General features: G+C 60.4%; 16 protein-coding genes. 4 read left to right on the top strand and 12 right to left on the bottom strand.

Annotation, left to right across the window (positions count from 1 at the left end; genetic code table 11):
* Window positions 1–11: 11 nt before the first annotated feature.
* The 12 genes from FIU93_RS28955 to FIU93_RS28900 form a co-directional block, all read right to left on the bottom strand.
* Window positions 12–413: a hypothetical protein gene (locus FIU93_RS28955; RefSeq protein WP_286202466.1), complete on the bottom strand. Its 402-nt coding sequence runs from the start codon at window positions 411–413 to the stop codon at window positions 12–14.
* A 25-nt stretch (window positions 414–438) separates the two neighbouring features.
* Window positions 439–690, bottom strand: coding sequence for a hypothetical protein (locus FIU93_RS28950; RefSeq protein WP_023001466.1), 252 nt, complete (start codon window positions 688–690; stop codon window positions 439–441).
* Window positions 687–1,430: a CbiX/SirB N-terminal domain-containing protein gene (locus FIU93_RS28945; RefSeq protein ID WP_152507818.1), complete on the bottom strand. Its 744-nt coding sequence runs from the start codon at window positions 1,428–1,430 to the stop codon at window positions 687–689. Before FIU93_RS28945 ends, FIU93_RS28950 begins: the two co-directional genes overlap by 4 nt.
* Window positions 1,387–2,934 (bottom strand): nitrite reductase, encoded by a 1,548-nt coding sequence (locus FIU93_RS28940; protein ID WP_152507817.1) that lies wholly within the window; start codon window positions 2,932–2,934, stop codon window positions 1,387–1,389. The genes FIU93_RS28945 and FIU93_RS28940 overlap by 44 nt, the downstream gene beginning before the upstream one ends.
* On the bottom strand, window positions 2,909–4,129 hold the full coding sequence (gene nirJ, locus FIU93_RS28935; protein WP_152507816.1) for a heme d1 biosynthesis radical SAM protein NirJ: 1,221 nt from the start codon (window positions 4,127–4,129) through the stop codon (window positions 2,909–2,911). The genes FIU93_RS28940 and nirJ overlap by 26 nt, the downstream gene beginning before the upstream one ends.
* Before the next feature lie 3 nt (window positions 4,130–4,132).
* A complete protein-coding gene (locus tag FIU93_RS28930; protein WP_152507815.1) occupies window positions 4,133–4,621 on the bottom strand; it encodes an Lrp/AsnC family transcriptional regulator in 489 nt (162 codons plus the stop codon).
* Window positions 4,618–5,073: an Lrp/AsnC family transcriptional regulator gene (locus FIU93_RS28925; RefSeq protein ID WP_152507814.1), complete on the bottom strand. Its 456-nt coding sequence runs from the start codon at window positions 5,071–5,073 to the stop codon at window positions 4,618–4,620. The genes FIU93_RS28930 and FIU93_RS28925 overlap by 4 nt, the downstream gene beginning before the upstream one ends.
* A complete protein-coding gene (locus FIU93_RS28920; RefSeq protein WP_152507813.1) occupies window positions 5,070–6,059 on the bottom strand; it encodes an Lrp/AsnC family transcriptional regulator in 990 nt (329 codons plus the stop codon). Before FIU93_RS28920 ends, FIU93_RS28925 begins: the two co-directional genes overlap by 4 nt.
* Window positions 6,060–6,062: 3 nt before the next feature.
* Window positions 6,063–7,211: a cytochrome D1 domain-containing protein gene (locus tag FIU93_RS28915; RefSeq protein WP_152507812.1), complete on the bottom strand. Its 1,149-nt coding sequence runs from the start codon at window positions 7,209–7,211 to the stop codon at window positions 6,063–6,065.
* Window positions 7,208–7,525 carry a cytochrome c gene (locus tag FIU93_RS28910; protein ID WP_023001474.1) on the bottom strand — a complete coding sequence of 106 codons (318 nt, stop codon included), beginning with the start codon at window positions 7,523–7,525 and terminating at the stop codon, window positions 7,208–7,210. Before FIU93_RS28910 ends, FIU93_RS28915 begins: the two co-directional genes overlap by 4 nt.
* Window positions 7,518–8,321, bottom strand: a complete 804-nt coding sequence (cobA, locus tag FIU93_RS28905) for a uroporphyrinogen-III C-methyltransferase (protein ID WP_152507811.1) — start codon at window positions 8,319–8,321, stop codon at window positions 7,518–7,520. The genes FIU93_RS28910 and cobA overlap by 8 nt, the downstream gene beginning before the upstream one ends.
* Before the next feature lie 70 nt (window positions 8,322–8,391).
* Window positions 8,392–10,146, bottom strand: coding sequence for a nitrite reductase (locus FIU93_RS28900; protein ID WP_228933060.1), 1,755 nt, complete (start codon window positions 10,144–10,146; stop codon window positions 8,392–8,394).
* Between the two features lie 370 nt (window positions 10,147–10,516).
* On the opposite strand from FIU93_RS28900, the gene FIU93_RS28895 reads away from it, so the two are divergent.
* The 4 genes from FIU93_RS28895 to FIU93_RS28880 are packed head-to-tail and all read left to right on the top strand — an operon-like array spanning window position 10,517 to window position 15,127.
* Window positions 10,517–10,969: a cytochrome c gene (locus FIU93_RS28895; protein ID WP_023001477.1), complete on the top strand. Its 453-nt coding sequence runs from the start codon at window positions 10,517–10,519 to the stop codon at window positions 10,967–10,969.
* 24 nt (window positions 10,970–10,993) lie between these two features.
* On the top strand, window positions 10,994–12,364 hold the full coding sequence (locus FIU93_RS28890) for a cbb3-type cytochrome c oxidase subunit I (protein ID WP_075281799.1): 1,371 nt from the start codon (window positions 10,994–10,996) through the stop codon (window positions 12,362–12,364).
* Complete coding sequence (locus tag FIU93_RS28885; RefSeq protein WP_152507810.1) at window positions 12,364–13,179, top strand: CbbQ/NirQ/NorQ/GpvN family protein; 816 nt, start codon at window positions 12,364–12,366, stop codon at window positions 13,177–13,179. The genes FIU93_RS28890 and FIU93_RS28885 overlap by 1 nt, the downstream gene beginning before the upstream one ends.
* Before the next feature lie 10 nt (window positions 13,180–13,189).
* Window positions 13,190–15,127 (top strand): VWA domain-containing protein, encoded by a 1,938-nt coding sequence (locus FIU93_RS28880; RefSeq protein ID WP_152507809.1) that lies wholly within the window; start codon window positions 13,190–13,192, stop codon window positions 15,125–15,127.
* Window positions 15,128–15,133 lie beyond the last annotated feature (6 nt).

Here is a 15,133-nt window from a genome sequence, read left to right as displayed (position 1 = left end):
GAGAGCGTCTGTCAGAGGATTACGGCGCGCAGGGCGGTCGAGGTAACGATCGCCCAGAAGCCCGTTCTGAAGATCAATGCCACGAGAGTGCGCGTTTCATGAGGCCCGCCCTGGGACACATACACAAGGAATGCACATAAAACGACCGCGGTCCCGATCAGAATCGCGATGGCCATCCAGCGAGCCCACCCTCTGGCGAACCAGAGGCCGATGCCGGTCATTACATATGCAAAACCCGCCAGGAAATTGAACCACAGGACAAACGAGACGACGTTGCCAGCCAGTCTGGATAGCTGATCGCCACCAAAGAGAACCGTTCCACCGCTCACGACTGTCATGACACCGAAAACAGCGGCGGCGGCACCAGCCATGCGCAGGCCAGTTCCTCGACGCAGGTCCCTTTGTATCAACATGGTCCGTTTCCCGTTTACGAGGGTGTCAATCTGCCGGTGGCAGTTTTCCATCTGCTTCGTCCATCAGTCGCCGCACCCACTTTGCTGCAAGCCATGTCGCCGGGATGCCGAGTGGCAAGCTGATCCAGATCGACACGATCGGCGACAGGGCCGGCAAGCCGATGGCCTGCCCCATCAGGCTGAGCATGAAGAGATTGATGGCAACGGCAGCGGCCGTGAACGGGTAAAGCACGATCGCAAGTTTGCGCACCGGCCAGCCGGTTTCGATCCGGGTCACGCCGCCAGTTCCTTCCGATTGGCGCTCTCCAGCGCGCAGGCAATGAGTTTGGGTACGAAAGGCGCCTCGATCAGCGGAGCAAGGCGCAGTCCCTCGAACCCGGCCTTGTCGAGAGCTTCCGGAATGTCCTGGGTCACATGGTGCCCGTTTCCGGCAAACAGGGGAAACAAGACCGTTCTCATGCCGCAACTTGTAGCCGTTTGTTCCAGGAAGGGTGCTTCTTCCAGGAAGCCCAGCCGGATCGGTCTTTCCGGCAACCATTCGGCAAGACCAGCGGCAAAGCGGACGGTGCTTTGCGCGGTCGACCGGCAGGTTGCCGACCCATGGGCTGCCAGTAGCAGTTCGTAGCCGGACGCATTCCAGTGAGTTCTTTCAGCTGTCATTTCCAGAAAATGCGCCGTCAACCGTGGCAACTCGGGATGAATACCGAGGGCAGGCAGCTGCCGGGCGCCCGTCCCTTTCAGCCTGCCTGTCAGAGCTGTCTGCGTGAACCAGCCTTCGGCCATGAAAACCGGAAAAACAAGCGGTTCAGGCCCGGCAAGGCCCAGGGCCCGTTCAAGAGCGCCAGGCGCGGCCAGCGTCGCCGAGCGGATGGACCAGCCGGGCAGGAATTCGCGGACCTGCTGCGCAAGTGCGCGCAAATACGCTTCACCTGCCTGCGGGTGCGACGGCTGGCCGTGCGAGACGAGGATCGCCTCAATGGCTCGTTCCTTCCGAAAAGGTGATCTTGTTCCAGACATTGTACTTCCCCGAAGGTTTTCGCATGGGCAGGCGCCGGATCTCTTCCAGCGTGCTGGCGTCGTAGACAATCACCGCACCGTCGTCCTCCCAGACGGAGACAAGGGCATAGCGGCCATCTTTCGTGAATTCGACATGGGCAACCGTCGCGCCTTCGACGGGCTTCAAGGTCTTGACGATTTCCAGGCTTTCCTTGTCGATCACATGAATTTCGTCCTTGTTCGGACCGAAGAAGACATCGGCCCAGAAATAGGGCGTGTTCTCGTGACTGCGCAGGAAGAAGCCGGGACCGTCGGTCTTGATTGTCGCGATCTGCTTCCAGGTTTCGGTGTCGATGACCGACAGCTTGCCTTCTTTCAGATGCGGGGTCGCCATGACCCTGCGGCCATCCCGCTCCCAGCTGATACCGGACCCGAGATGCGGCATGCCTTCCAGCGGCAGTTCAGCGATTTCACGTCCGACATTCAGGTTGACCACGACACCGCGCGCGCCGTCGCGCGACGCTCCGACGAGATGCCGGTAGTCATCATCGAAAAAGAAATCGTCAAGCGGTTCTGCCGTCAGGATCCGGCGGCGGGCGAAGAGACCGACGGACGAAGGCAACGCTTCGACCATGCCTTTTTCCCGGCTGTGCACGAAGCCTTCGTAGACCGGGTCCGCCTCCGGATCGGTTGCAACTTCCCAGATTTCCGGAGCATCCTTCAAGGCAAGGATGAAGCTCTTGCGGTTGGGAGCCTGATAGACCGCCGAAACGCGACTGGCCGTACCGTCCTTGGCCGTCACATCCATCACGGTTGCGACCGAAAGGTCCTCGGTCGACAGGATCGTCAGCGTCATCGGCAGATAGTTGGCAACCGCCAGCCACTTGCCGTCATGGCTCATGGCAATGTTGCGGCTGTTGAGCCCTGCCCGCACCCGGCCGACTTCCTGAAGCGCGTAGAGATCGTATTTCTGGACCCAGCCGTCGCGCGACATGATGAAGACATAGCGCCCGTCCGGCGAGAATTTCGGCCCGCCATGGACCGCAAACGGCGTTGCGAACCTGTCGAGTGTCTCGAAGGTATCGCCGTCAAGAACACTCACGTGATGATCACCTGTTTCGACGACAAGGGTGATGTTCATCGGATCGGCCTGCCAGAGCGGTTTTTCGACCAGCTGATAGTCCTCGTTGATCACCTGGCTGGCAGCGATGTCCTTTTCGGTCCAGTCCGGAACGTCACTCAGTGGTTCCTTCAGGAAAGCGGCCAGGGCCTCGATCTGATCGGCACCTAGAATATCGGCGAATGCCGGCATCTGCGTCGCCTTGCGGCCGTCTCGAATGACAGCATCCAGATCCGGTCCGCGCATGCGGCCGAGGGTCTCCGGGATCAGTGCCGGTCCGACACCACCAAGACGGCCAGCTCCATGGCAGTCCTGGCAGTTGTCTGCATAGTCCTGCGCGGGGCCTGCAACCGAAAGCGAGGTCATCAGAAGGAGTGCGCTAAGCGAAGCGGTGAGCCGGATCATGGCGTTTTCCTCGGAACGGGGTCACGGCCAGGCGCTCGCCGCCAGGGCCGGCAAGCCCGATTTCGTCGTCATTGAGATAACAGGCAGGGTCTTCGGCCCAGGGATCGCCAGTCAGTTGCAGTGCACGGATACGGGTATTGCCGCCGCACACGTCCTTGAAGGCACAGGCACCGCAGCGCCCCTTGAGCGGTCTTGGCCTTGTTCTGAGCCGGGCCAGCATGGGGTCTTCACCGGTCCAGAGTTCGGAGAACGGAACGGATTTCACGCTGCCGATGGTGTAGTCGGACCAGTAGGTATCCGGATGCACGTTGCCGAGGGTGTCGATGTTGGCGACACCGAGACCGGAGGAATTGCCTCCCCAGGCCGCAAGATGACCGCGCACTTGGGCTGCCGTTTCCGGACCAAAGATCCGCTGTACCCATTCCAGAAAGTAAACCGCGTCGGCATCATTGTTGCCGGTTACGATATCGAGTGGCCGGCCACCGCTGACACCTTGCCATGCGCGGTCCATCAGAATGTCCATTGCCCATCTGGAGCGCTTGTGCTCGGCATCTTCACCGCGGTGCTTGTCGCCCCTGCCGGCATAGACGAGATGGGACAGGTAGAACTTGTCGACACCTTCATCGTCGCACAGACGCAGAAGATCCGGCAGGCTTTCGTGGTTGCCCTCGGTCAGGGTGAAGCGCAGCCCGACCTTGATGCCGCGTGACTTGCATTCGCGAACGCCCCGCAGGGCAGATTGGAAAGCGCCCTCGACGCCACGAAACCAGTCGTTCGTAGCCCCGATCCCGTCAATGGAAATGCCCACGTAATCGAAACCGATCTCGGCGACCTTGTCTGCAGTCTCGCCATGCAGCCTGGTGCCGTTGGTCGACAGGGCCAGCATGCGCACAAGGCTTCTGGCGCGCCCGGCAATCTCAAAGAGGTCTTTCCGGTCCAGCGGTTCGCCCCCGGACAGGATCAGGGCGGGAATGCCGAAGTGTCCAAGATCCTCCAGGGTCGCCATGGCCTGGTCGTGGGTCAACTCGCCCGGAAAATCGACGTCTGCCGACACTGTGTAGCAATGCCGGCATTTCAGGTTACAGCGCCGGGTCAGGTTCCAGATCACCACCGGTTTGACCGCACCGGTGCCGCGGCGTGTCCTGACAGCTGTCGGCTCCACGATCTGGTGCATGTATTCCGAGAGGCGGAACATCGTTCAGCCCTCCTTGCCGCGAAGGCGCATGCCGGTCTTTTTCAGGATGCGCGTTGAAAACAGGATGTCGCCGGCACGGCAGGCCTTGCCCAGCAGACTGGAAATCTCCGCCCGCTTTGCAATAACTTCCTCGCGGGTTTCTCCATGAACCATGGCAAAGAGGTTGTAAGGCCAGTCGGGCAGTGCCCGCGGACGGCGGTAACAATGCGTGACGAACGGCAGGGCGCCGACCTTTTCGCCGAGACTGTCGACCACTGCGTCATCGACATCCCAGACGGTCATTCCGTTGGCTGTCATGCCGAGCCGGTAATGATTTGGCGCGGCCCCGATACGCCGGATGACACCTTGCGCCTTCAGCTGCTTCAGGTGGTCGATCAGCTCCGCTTCGCTCAGTCCCAGGCTTTCCGCAACGACGGCAAAGGGTCTGGTGACCAGAGGCAATCCGGCCTGTGTGGCTTCGACGATCGTTCGGTCCTGTGGGGTCAAGGTCATGCGTTCACCCGAAAGCCTATGAAAAACTCGCGTTCCTTCGGAAACAGCAGCACCGGCAAGCCTGTGTCGCGTTCGATTGCTTCGGCAGTTGCCGAAATTGCGGCCTGACTTTCCGTTGCCAGGACGAACCACATGTTGAGCTTGTGGTCCCGTTCATAGTTATGGGCGACTTCAGGGTAGGCATTGACTTTGGTTAAGACGTCTTCGAAACGCGCTGGCGGTACCGCGATGGCACAAAGGCAAAAGGCACCGCCAAGGGCTTCCGCATCGAAGAAGGGTCCGAACCGTGTCAGCAGGCCGTCGTCGCGCAAGGTCCGGATGTGCCCGGCAACCTCTTCTTCACTCAAGCCCAGTTCCTGCGCCAATTCCTGAAAGGGATGCGGAACCAGCGGCAGATCGTCCTGCAGACGATTGATCAAGGTCCGCTCAAGAGGAGACAGTTTCCGGGTCATGCCGCAACTCCATGACGAGAGATCAGCGCCCCGGTCTGCTTGAAGCAACGGGTGGAAAAGAGAACGTCGTGTCTGACGCCCGCCACTTCCGGCAGGCGCGATGCCTGAATGAGAACATCCAGTGCCTGCGACCGGCTCCGGCCGTGAATCATGCAGTAAAGCCGATAGGGCCACACGCCTGCCACGGGCCTGCGTTCGTAACACAGGGTCACCCCCGGATGCGCAGCAAGCGCCGGCCCCGCCGAGGCGATCCTTTCCGGTTCGATATCCCAGACAACCATGGCGTTCGCGCGCCAACCAAGGGCGCGATGACGTACAATCACGCCGAAGCGGGAAATGATACCGGCGTCAAGCAGCCTTCCAATCCGTTCCAGAACGTCCTCTTCCGTTCGGCCGAGGTGTTCTGCGATACGCAGGTAGGGACGCTGTATGATCGGTAGTCCTGTGGTCAGAGCCTGCAGGAGGTCATCGTCTCCCTCCTGCAGTCGCTCCAACCGGACCGGCCGGGGCACTGGTGGCCGGCCCAGGCCGCCGTTCAAGCTGAAGCCTAGGTCTATATTGAACGGACGGATGATCGGGAGATCCAGTACGGCAAGCTGCGTCTGGTCCCGAATGGTGTCCAGAACCCCGTTGACATGCGCCCGGTGCGGGCCGGTGGCAACGAACCAGAGGTTCCGGTAATTCTCCCGTAGGTAGGAATGATTGATACCCGGCTGAGCACCGACGATCCCGGCAACGGCCTCGATGCGATCGTGTGGCACCGACATTGCCGCCAATGTGCTTGCCGAAACCGTGTTGGGTGCACAGGTGGCACCAACACGCGTGATCCGGCCGGTCGCAGCCATATCCTGCAGCCGCCCGATAACGTCACCTTCGGAGCAGTTCGTTCCCGCTGCAATGATCTCGAAAGGTCTCGGCACCAACGGGAAGTCCCGTTGCCAGTTGTCGAGCAGGGTCAGGTCAATGGGATCGATGAGGCTTGTCATGGCTCACAACCCCGTCCTGTGTGCCCGGACTGTAAAGAAGATGCCGGATGGGCTTTCGGCGTCGATTTCGCCTGTCTTCTCGAAGGTCCGGGTGTTGTAAATCATGACCTTGCCGGCATCGCGCACGGAAACCCAGACCTCGTTACCGCGTGGCGTGAATTCCATGTGCAGTACGGCAGGGCCGGGTTTGAATTCGTGAACGACCCGCTTTGTGACCGTATCGATCACCTGGATGGTGTCATTGAGCGGATGTGCGAAGTTTACCCAGACCTGGCGGCCATCGGGTCTCGCCATGGCAAAGACCGGTTGACCATGGGTACTGGTGCGTCCGGTTTCGGCGAGCGTTTCACCATCGACCCACAGAACCTCGTGGTGCCCGACGGCAGGCAGGACAAACTCCTGGCCCGCGCGTGCCCAACCTTCCAGATGGGGCATCTTGTAGACCGGTAGCTCCGCTTCCCCGCGGCCATATCCGGGCAAAACGCGAATTGGTTCGGGATTTTCCTGCCACAGGTCGAGCGCGGTCAATCCGTCTTCGCCAAACAGGCCTGTGATGTAGAGACGGCCGTCACCGGTGATCAGAGCATCATAGGGGTTGGTGCCCATGCCGGTAATCCTGGTGATCTTCGGTTCCTCCGAATTGAGGTCCGCGATCCAGGTTTCGCCTGCATCCCACAAAGTGAAGACAAAGCGTTTGCCGGGCGCATCGACAAGACCGATTGTCTTCGACCCGGTCGGAATATCTGCAACCATCTCCAGCGTCTGAGCGTCGAAGATACGCACACCGCCAGGCTCATAGTTGGAAACCGCGACCAGTGAGCCGTCGTCCGAGATGGCCCCGCCGATGGCGTTTCCGGATTGAATCACCCGCTTGGCTATCCGTTTCTCGACAAGATCGACCTTGGAAAGGCCGCCATCGCGGCCGAAGACATAGGCGAAACGTTCGTCCGGTGAATAGACCAGGCTTGCATGGGAAAGGTCGCCAAGCCCTTCTATCCGTGCCAGGGAGGCACGGTCGGACTGATCGACCAGCAACAGAGACCCGCTCGCCCGTTCAACCACAAGACCGAGATCGCCGGTGGCAACGACCGACTGCGCCTGGACAGTGCCGGTCAACATGGCTGCCAGAACGGCTCCACATAGCCACTTCATTTCGTGTCTCCCTTCAAAAGATATTCGGCAATTTTCCTCGCGTCGGCCTCGCTCAGGATCGGACGCCAGGGAGGCATTGCCGTTTTCGGGATGCCGTCCAGAACCACCGTGGACAGGGTGTCGATGTCGTAATGGCCAAGTGCATCCGGCCGGATGTCCGGTCCAAGGCCGCCTTTCAGCGTCATGCCGTGACACGAGCCGCAGTCCTGTCGCACCAGGTTGACCAATGCCGCAGGCGTTTCCTGTTCCTCGGCAAGCGCGAGGCTTGTGATGGCCAGAAGACAGAAGGCAATGGTGAGCAGCGTCTTAAGCATGGACCAGCCTTCCGGCTGTGCCGCTGTCCACGGCACTGAGCATGGCGTCCAGGGTGGCTGCCGGCCATTCGGCACTCAGGGTCACGACCTTGCCGACAACAAACAGCACCGGCGCCTTGAACCTGGCGTCGCGGATATCGATCGCGATCCTGTCGAGTTCCGAATAAAGCCTGGTTTCACGCGGTGTCGTCGCGTTGGCGATGGCAAGTACAGGGGTTGTCCCGCTCAGTCCTTCGGCGATCAGGCGCAGGGCAATCTGCCCGATGTTGGCAACGCCCATGTAGACGACCAGCGTGGTGTCCTCGCAGGCAAGACTTTTCCAATCGAGGTCGAGAACGCCGTTTGCCTGCCGGTGTCCGGTCACATAGCGGACGCCGGTTGCCAGACCACGATGGGTGAGCGGCACACCTGTTACGCAGGCAGCCCCCTGGGCAGCGGTAATGCCGGGCGCATATTCGACCGCGATGCCGCGTGACAAAAGATGTTCGGCTTCTTCCGAACCGCGACCGAAGATCAGCGGATCGCCGCCTTTCAGGCGGGCAACGGTCAAGCCTTCCAGCGCCAGTTCTTCAAGGATCTCGTTGATCCTCTCCTGAGGAACGGGATGATTGTCGGGCGATTTTCCAACAGGCACCTGCAGGGCACCGGACGGAGCCAACGACAGGATTTCAGGTGAAACCAGACGATCGAAAACGACCGCATCCGCTTCCTGGAGCATTCGCAGGGCCTTGAGCGTCAGAAGCTCCGGGTCTCCGGGTCCCGCACCGATCAGATAGACCTTCCCTGGCTGTTTCATCGTTTGCTCCTGCAGGCGGCATGGAAGAAAGAAACGGGAGAGGCGGAATTCCGCCTCTCCCGGCGGGACGTCAGTAGACGTCGGCGCGCGTGTTGAAGACGTTGAACTTGCCGGTCGGAGTGATCAGCCGTTCGTCCTTGATGACGTGCTTCAGCTCGAGCGTCTTGTCGTCAACGACGACGATCGCGCTTTCCTTGTCCTTGGCGTTCCAGACGGAGAACCAGATTTCCTCACCTGCCTGGTCGAATTCGCCCTGAACGACACGCGGCTGGCCCTCGCCGACATCCGCCCATTCGACAATCGGCAGAACCTTGTATTCAGGTTCTTCCTGGGTCAGGTCGTCGACGTTGAACACTGCGATCGCGCCCGAGACTTCCGCGTCCGGGTTCAAGGGTGCATCCACGTAGAGATGGTTCGACTTCGGATGGGACTTGACGAAGAGCGAGCCCCCGCCGAGACCATAGAGGGTCTGCACGACCTTCCAGGCATTGTCCGGATGGCCTTCCGGATCCGTCCCGATCAGGGCAACGGTTTCATCGCCCAGGTGCGAAGTGACCCAGACAGGACCGTAGGTCGGGTGGATCAGGTTGGCACCACGCCCCGGATGAGGTGTCTGACCACCCGTTTCAAGCAAGGCAGTCAGCTTGCCTTCCTTGGTGTCGACGACCGCGACCTTGCCGCGGGCATTGGCAGCCACGAGGAAGTAACGCTTGGTGCTGTCGAACCCGCCATCATGCAGGAAGCGTTCGGCTTCGATCTCGGTTGTCTTCAGGTTCTTGATGTCCGAGTAGTCGACCAGCAGGATCTTGCCGGTTTCCTTCACGTTGACGATGAATTCCGGATTGTAGTGCGATGCCACGATGGAGGCGACGCGCGGCTCGGGATGATAGGTCTGGTCGTCGTAGACCATGCCACGGGTCGACTTGATCTTGAGCGGCTCCAGCGTGTCGCCGTCCATGATCACATATTGCGGCGGCCAGTAGGAGCCGGCGATCGCATACTTGTCTTCCCAACCCTTCATCTTCGATGTTTCGATGGAGCGGGCTTCGGTGCCGACCTTGATCTGCGCCACTGTTGCCGGTTCTTCCATCCAAAGGTCGATCATGTTCACAAGCGCATCGCGCCCGATCACGTAAAGATAGCGGCCGGAGGCGGAAATACGCGAAATGTGAACCGCGTAACCGGTGTTGATCACTGCATGGATGGCATAGGTTTCACCGTCGATAAGGGCGACCTGGCCACTGTCGCGCAGGGTGACCGAGAAGAGGTTGTCGATGTCGATATCGTTCAACTTCTCTTTCGGGCGGTCTTCCGGTGCAACCAGCACCTTCCAGCTCTTGCGCATTTCGTCCATGCCGAACTCTGGCGGTGACGCCGGTTCCAGCAGGATATAGCGCGCCATCATGTCGACCTGTTCCTCGGTCAATTCACCCGAGGTCCCCCAGTTCGGCATGCCGGCGGGCGATCCGTAGGTGATGAAGTCGCGCAGATATTCGTAGCCGTTTTCCCGGGTGATATCCGTGGTCAGCGGCTTGCCGGTCGCACCCTTGCGCAGCACGCCGTGGCAACCGGCGCAGCGTTCGAAATAGATCTGGTTTGCATTCTGATATTCTTCAGGCGTCATCACGGGATCGCCTTCCTTGCGCCCCGGAATCTCGACCTTCAGCTGGCCGAGAGTTGACATGCTAGGCTCATAGGCAGCTGAAGGACCACTGCCGTGGTCCGCCGGCTTATCCTGGGCAGAAACGCCAACTGCCGACAATCCGAGTGTGAAAGCCACACTCATCAGCAGCGCATTTCTCCGAATGGCTCGTGTCGAGATCATGATTAGTCTCCGTTCGACTGGTGAGGCAATCGGACGGTGCGCGCTGGCAGGGTCTGCTTCCTTGACTTTCGTTAACTTGAAATTTTCAGGCAGGTTTGTTCAGTCATGTCCGGCGGGAAAACCGGCAAGACACGAGTTTCCTAGGCGTTTGTTTTTATTTATACAATTACGAGTTCACCGCCTGCAAAACGACACAATTGTCGCAGGGGAGCATGCACTTCACGGCACCATCGGTGAACGCGTCGATCCCATTGCAATGAATTTCACTGTCTTCGGCACCGCTTTCCGGTCCACTTGACTTTGGTTAAGGAAATGCGGCTGCGCGCTGGCACCCTCCCGGCAGGATCAACTCCGGGGAAAGGAGCGCGCTATGCGCGAAGTCATGACCAAAAGCATGGCCCGAAACATATTCTATGGCGGGTCGCTTTTTTTCATCATCATCTTTGTGGGGCTGTCGGCGCACAGCCACCTTTACATCACCAGCACATCGACGAATGCGGAAACGCTGACCGAAAGCGTTGCAGCAGGCAAACGGGTCTGGGAGGACAAGGCCTGCATCAACTGTCACACGATCCTCGGCGAGGGTGCGTATTTCGCCCCCGAAGTCGGCAACGTGATGACCCGTTGGGGGGTGCTGGACGATCCTGACCTGGCATTCGAGACCCTCAAGGGCTGGATGGAATCCCAGCCTTCCGGCATCGAAGGCCGCCGACAGATGCCGCAGTTCCACCTGACGGACGAAGAGATCCGCGATCTCTCGAACTTCCTGATCTGGACAGACAAGATCGACGCCCAGGACTGGCCGCCGAACGACGCCGGCTGATTTTGAACGCTGAGGAAACCCAAGATGAAATACCAATCTCAAAAGGTTGCGCTGGCGTATTTCGCCGTGGCGCTCGGCCTGTTCGCCGTCCAGGTTCTGGGCGGGTTGCTCGCCGGCTACATCTATGTGGCGCCGAACTTTCTGTCGGAGCTGCTTCCCTTCAACATCGTGCGGATGCTGCACACAAACAGCCTGATCGTCTGGCTGCTGCTCGGCTTCATGGGCTCCGCCTACTTCCTGATCCCGGAAGAAGCGGAACGGGAAATCCATTCCACCAAGCTGGCCTATCTGCAGCTTATCATTCTGGTGGTCGGCACATTGGGTGTGGTTCTCACCTATGTCTTCAACCTGTTTGAAGGCAACTGGCTGCTGGGCAAGGAAGGCCGCGAGTTCATCGAACAGCCCAAATGGGTCAAGGTGGGCATCGTTGTTGCCGCCCTCATCTTCCTGTTCAACATCACCATGACAGTGCTGAAGGGCAAGAAAACCGCGATCACCAACATCCTGCTTCTGGGCCTGTGGGGCCTGGCGCTCCTGTTCCTGTTCAGCTTCTACAATCCAAGCAACCTCTCGCTCGACAAGCAGTACTGGTGGAACGTCGTGCACCTGTGGGTCGAAGGTGTCTGGGAATTGATCATGGCCTCGGTCCTCGCCTACCTGATGCTCAAGCTGACCGGCGTCGACCGCGAAGTCATCGAGAAATGGCTCTATGTCATCGTTGCCGCCGCACTGTTCTCCGGCATCCTGGGCACCGGCCACCATTACTACTGGATCGGGACACCCGGATACTGGCAGTGGATCGGCTCGATCTTCTCCTCGCTGGAGGTGATCCCCTTCTTCGCCATGATGGCCTTTGCCTTCGTGATGGTGTGGAAAGGCCGGCGGGACCACCCCAACAAGGCCGCGCTGCTGTGGTCGCTCGGTTGCGCAACGCTCGCCTTCTTCGGTGCCGGTGTCTGGGGCTTCCTGCACACCCTGCATGGCGTGAACTACTACACCCACGGCACGCAGATCACCGCTGCCCACGGACACCTGGCCTTCTTCGGTGCCTACGTTTCCCTGAACCTGGCGATCATCACCTACGCCATGCCGCTTCTGCGCGGCCGGGATCCCTACAACCAGGTGCTCAACATGGCGTCCTTCTGGCTGATGGCCGGTGGCATGTCCTTCATGACCTTCGTGCTGACGTTCGCCGGAACGGTGCAAACCCACCTGCAGCGTGTCATGGGCGAATACTACATGGACGTTCAGGACCAGCTGGCCGTGTTCTACTGGATGCGCTTTGGGGCCGGTGCTGCCTTCGTCCTCGGCGCCATCCTGTTCATCTACGCAGTTGCAATGCCACGCCGCGAAGTCATCCAGCCCGGTGAAGCAGCCGGCGCCCCCGCGGAGTGATGGATATGGACGCTACAGTCTCCATGGAAAAGGGGGCGGCATCTGCCCCCTTCTACCTCTCGCAAGGCGACGAATGCGATGTCTTCGAAGCCGCGCACCGGAACGGCCTTCCGGTTCTGCTGAAAGGGCCGACCGGCTGCGGCAAGACCCGGTTCGTCGCCCATATGGCGGCAAGGCTCGGCCGCAAGCTTTACACGGTCGCCTGTCATGACGACCTTGCCGCCGCCGACCTGATCGGCCGGTATCTTCTCAAGGGCGGCGAGACCGTCTGGGTGGACGGACCGCTGACACGAGCCGTCAGGGAAGGCGCAATCTGCTATCTCGACGAGGTTGTGGAAGCGCGCAAGGATGTGACGGTCGTCCTTCATCCCCTCACGGATGATCGCAGGACCCTGCCGATCGACAGAACCGGAGAAGAGCTGATAGCCTCACCCGGCTTCATGCTCGTTGCATCCTACAACCCCGGTTACCAGAACATCCTGAAGACCCTGAAACCATCCACCCGCCAGCGGTTCCTGTCGCTTGAATTCGATTTCCCGCCGGCGGATCTGGAAACCGAAGTGGTTTGCGAGGAAAGCGGCCTTGATCACGACCGGACCGCCTCGCTGGTACGTCTGGCCGGGAAACTCAGGGCACTGAAAGGCCAGGATCTCGAAGAAGGCGTGTCGACCCGTCTGGTCGTCTATGCGGCAACGCTGATTGCCCAGGGCATGCCTGTCGGACGGGCGATCGAAGCTGCAATGATCGAACCGCTCACCGACGATGAAGACGTGAAACGCGGGCTCCTTGATCTTGTCACGGCCGTGTTTGGGTGAGGCCAGACCGATGGGCAAGATCGACATCGAGCCATGGGAACCCGAGGAAACTGTCGGGAAACTGTGGCACGCGTTTGCAAGCCGCCTGGGTGCACCCGAGGTGCATCATGGAGCCGCGGTCGGCCTCGATGAGGTCGGCGGGCGGCTTGCTGTCCTTTTCCGGGGACTGGGCGGAGCTCACAGTGTCGAGCTCCGTCCGGTCGCCCAGGAGGTGTCCCGCCATCGCCTCGGATTTCTGAGGCGGCTCGGCACGGAAGCGGAAACCGTGACACGGACCAGCTTCGACGGCGAAATCCTGAGATTGCCGGCCAGTCTTGCGGTGTTCCCGCTGCGGGAGGCAAATGCAGCCCTCTATGTCTGGCTGACGGCCCTTGCGGCCCATGCACCAACCCATATCGCCGAAACGGACCCGCTCCGCGCCGACCTGCAAGCGCTCAGGGTGATTTCCGCGATGGTTCGAGACACGCTCGAACACGCTCCCGGCTTGCGGGATCTTTATAGCGCACTCTGCCAGCAGGTGCTGGCAGCAAGACCACAGGCCCCGCTGCCGGACAAGGAAGCAAGGGTCGACAGGCTTGTGCGTCAAATGTTGGGAGACCCCGCGCTTCCTCCCCGCGATGTCCTGGAACTTCAGGAGCGGGTTGACCGGAATTCGTTCGCGGAAATAACTGCCCCGCGCGGATACCGCCCTTTCCGGCCTGTGCCGCTTTGGCCGGATCTCAGAGAGGTCGTGTTTTCAGCGGGAGACGAAGTCGACAGCCGCGAGACAGACGGCCCACCCGAGGAAGCGACCGGCAAGACCGTGCGCGCCCGCAGACGCAAGGCAGATCAGGCGGAACGCAAGGACAGTCTGATCCTCCACAAGTTTGAAGCCATATTGAGCTGGGCGGAGTTTCTCAATCTCAATCGGCGTGTCGATGACGACGACCACGACAGCGCCAAGAAAGCGGCAGACGATCAGGACGAGATCGGCCTTGGGCAAATCTCCAAGGCACCGGCAACCCGTCTGAAGCTGCATCTTGATCTCGCCCCGGAGGATGTGGACCGCGAAAGACTGTCCGGACGGCATCTCTACCCGGAATGGGACACGCGCAGCGGCCGCTATCTGGCAGACCACGTCTGCGTTCTGACCAGCACCGCGGAAGCGGATCCTGAAAAGGGATCTGCCGGCATCGACCAGCGGACCAAACGGCGCATCCGCTCGGTGAAGAAGCAGTTCGAGGCCCTCCGCCCGGGCCGGGTGACGACACGTGGCCACCTGGAAGGAGACGGACTGGATCTTGATGCAGCCGTGCGCTCCGAAGCCGAACGGATTGCAGGCGGCACCGGCTCGGAACGAATCTGGCTGCAAACCCGTCCGGAAGCGCGTGATCTTGCGGTTTACATACTGCTCGACGTTTCCCGCTCGACCGAGAGCGCCGTCACCGGACGCGCCGTGATCGATATCGAAAGGGAGGCCCTGACAGCTTTGGCCTGGGGTCTGAACGCCTGCGGCGATGATTTCGCCATCACTGCCTTTTCATCCCTGAAACGGCAGCGGGTGTACCTGCAGTCCTGCAAGGGATTCCATGAACCGATGAGTGCCCTTGTTGAACAGAGGATCGGAACGCTGCGTCCCGGCTTCTACACCCGTCTGGGCGCCGCCATTCGTCATGTATCCGCCGACCTGGCAGCGCAGTCGCGCAAGCGAAAGCTTCTTCTGGTGATCACGGACGGCAAGCCGAACGATCTCGATCACTACGAGGGGCGGCACGGCATCGAAGACACCAGGATGGCAGTTCGGGAAGCCCGGCGGGCAGGCCAGTCCGTCTTTGGCGTCACCATCGACAAGTCGGCCAAGTCCTGGTTTCCGCGGCTGTTTGGTCAAGGCGGCTTTGCCGTTATCCCGCATCCCGATCGGCTGACACAGGCCTTGCCGCAGATCTACCGCCAGATTGTCGGAGGCTAGAGCCGC

It is taken from the genome of Labrenzia sp. THAF35, from assembly GCF_009363595.1.
In the GTDB taxonomy this organism is placed as follows: Bacteria; Pseudomonadota; Alphaproteobacteria; order Rhizobiales; family Stappiaceae; genus Roseibium; species Roseibium algicola.
This window is presented reverse-complemented; position numbering and strand designations above follow the sequence as displayed.

What these genes read in the sequence shown, in the direction of transcription:
- FIU93_RS28895 (WP_023001477.1), top strand. Translation starts at nt 10,517, where the DNA reads ATGCGCGAAGTCATGACCAAAAGCATGGCCCGAAACATATTCTATGGC.
- FIU93_RS28930 (WP_152507815.1), bottom strand. Translation starts at nt 4,621, where the DNA reads ATGACCTTGACCCCACAGGACCGAACGATCGTCGAAGCCACACAGGCC.
- cobA (WP_152507811.1), bottom strand. Translation starts at nt 8,321, where the DNA reads ATGAAACAGCCAGGGAAGGTCTATCTGATCGGTGCGGGACCCGGAGAC.
- FIU93_RS28920 (WP_152507813.1), bottom strand. Translation starts at nt 6,059, where the DNA reads ATGACAAGCCTCATCGATCCCATTGACCTGACCCTGCTCGACAACTGG.
- FIU93_RS28925 (WP_152507814.1), bottom strand. Translation starts at nt 5,073, where the DNA reads ATGACCCGGAAACTGTCTCCTCTTGAGCGGACCTTGATCAATCGTCTG.
- FIU93_RS28955 (WP_286202466.1), bottom strand. Translation starts at nt 413, where the DNA reads ATGTTGATACAAAGGGACCTGCGTCGAGGAACTGGCCTGCGCATGGCT.
- FIU93_RS28890 (WP_075281799.1), top strand. Translation starts at nt 10,994, where the DNA reads ATGAAATACCAATCTCAAAAGGTTGCGCTGGCGTATTTCGCCGTGGCG.
- FIU93_RS28940 (WP_152507817.1), bottom strand. Translation starts at nt 2,934, where the DNA reads ATGATCCGGCTCACCGCTTCGCTTAGCGCACTCCTTCTGATGACCTCG.
- FIU93_RS28900 (WP_228933060.1), bottom strand. Translation starts at nt 10,146, where the DNA reads ATGATCTCGACACGAGCCATTCGGAGAAATGCGCTGCTGATGAGTGTG.
- FIU93_RS28915 (WP_152507812.1), bottom strand. Translation starts at nt 7,211, where the DNA reads ATGAAGTGGCTATGTGGAGCCGTTCTGGCAGCCATGTTGACCGGCACT.
- FIU93_RS28945 (WP_152507818.1), bottom strand. Translation starts at nt 1,430, where the DNA reads ATGTCTGGAACAAGATCACCTTTTCGGAAGGAACGAGCCATTGAGGCG.
- FIU93_RS28885 (WP_152507810.1), top strand. Translation starts at nt 12,364, where the DNA reads ATGGATATGGACGCTACAGTCTCCATGGAAAAGGGGGCGGCATCTGCC.
- FIU93_RS28910 (WP_023001474.1), bottom strand. Translation starts at nt 7,525, where the DNA reads ATGCTTAAGACGCTGCTCACCATTGCCTTCTGTCTTCTGGCCATCACA.
- FIU93_RS28880 (WP_152507809.1), top strand. Translation starts at nt 13,190, where the DNA reads ATGGGCAAGATCGACATCGAGCCATGGGAACCCGAGGAAACTGTCGGG.
- nirJ (WP_152507816.1), bottom strand. Translation starts at nt 4,129, where the DNA reads ATGTTCCGCCTCTCGGAATACATGCACCAGATCGTGGAGCCGACAGCT.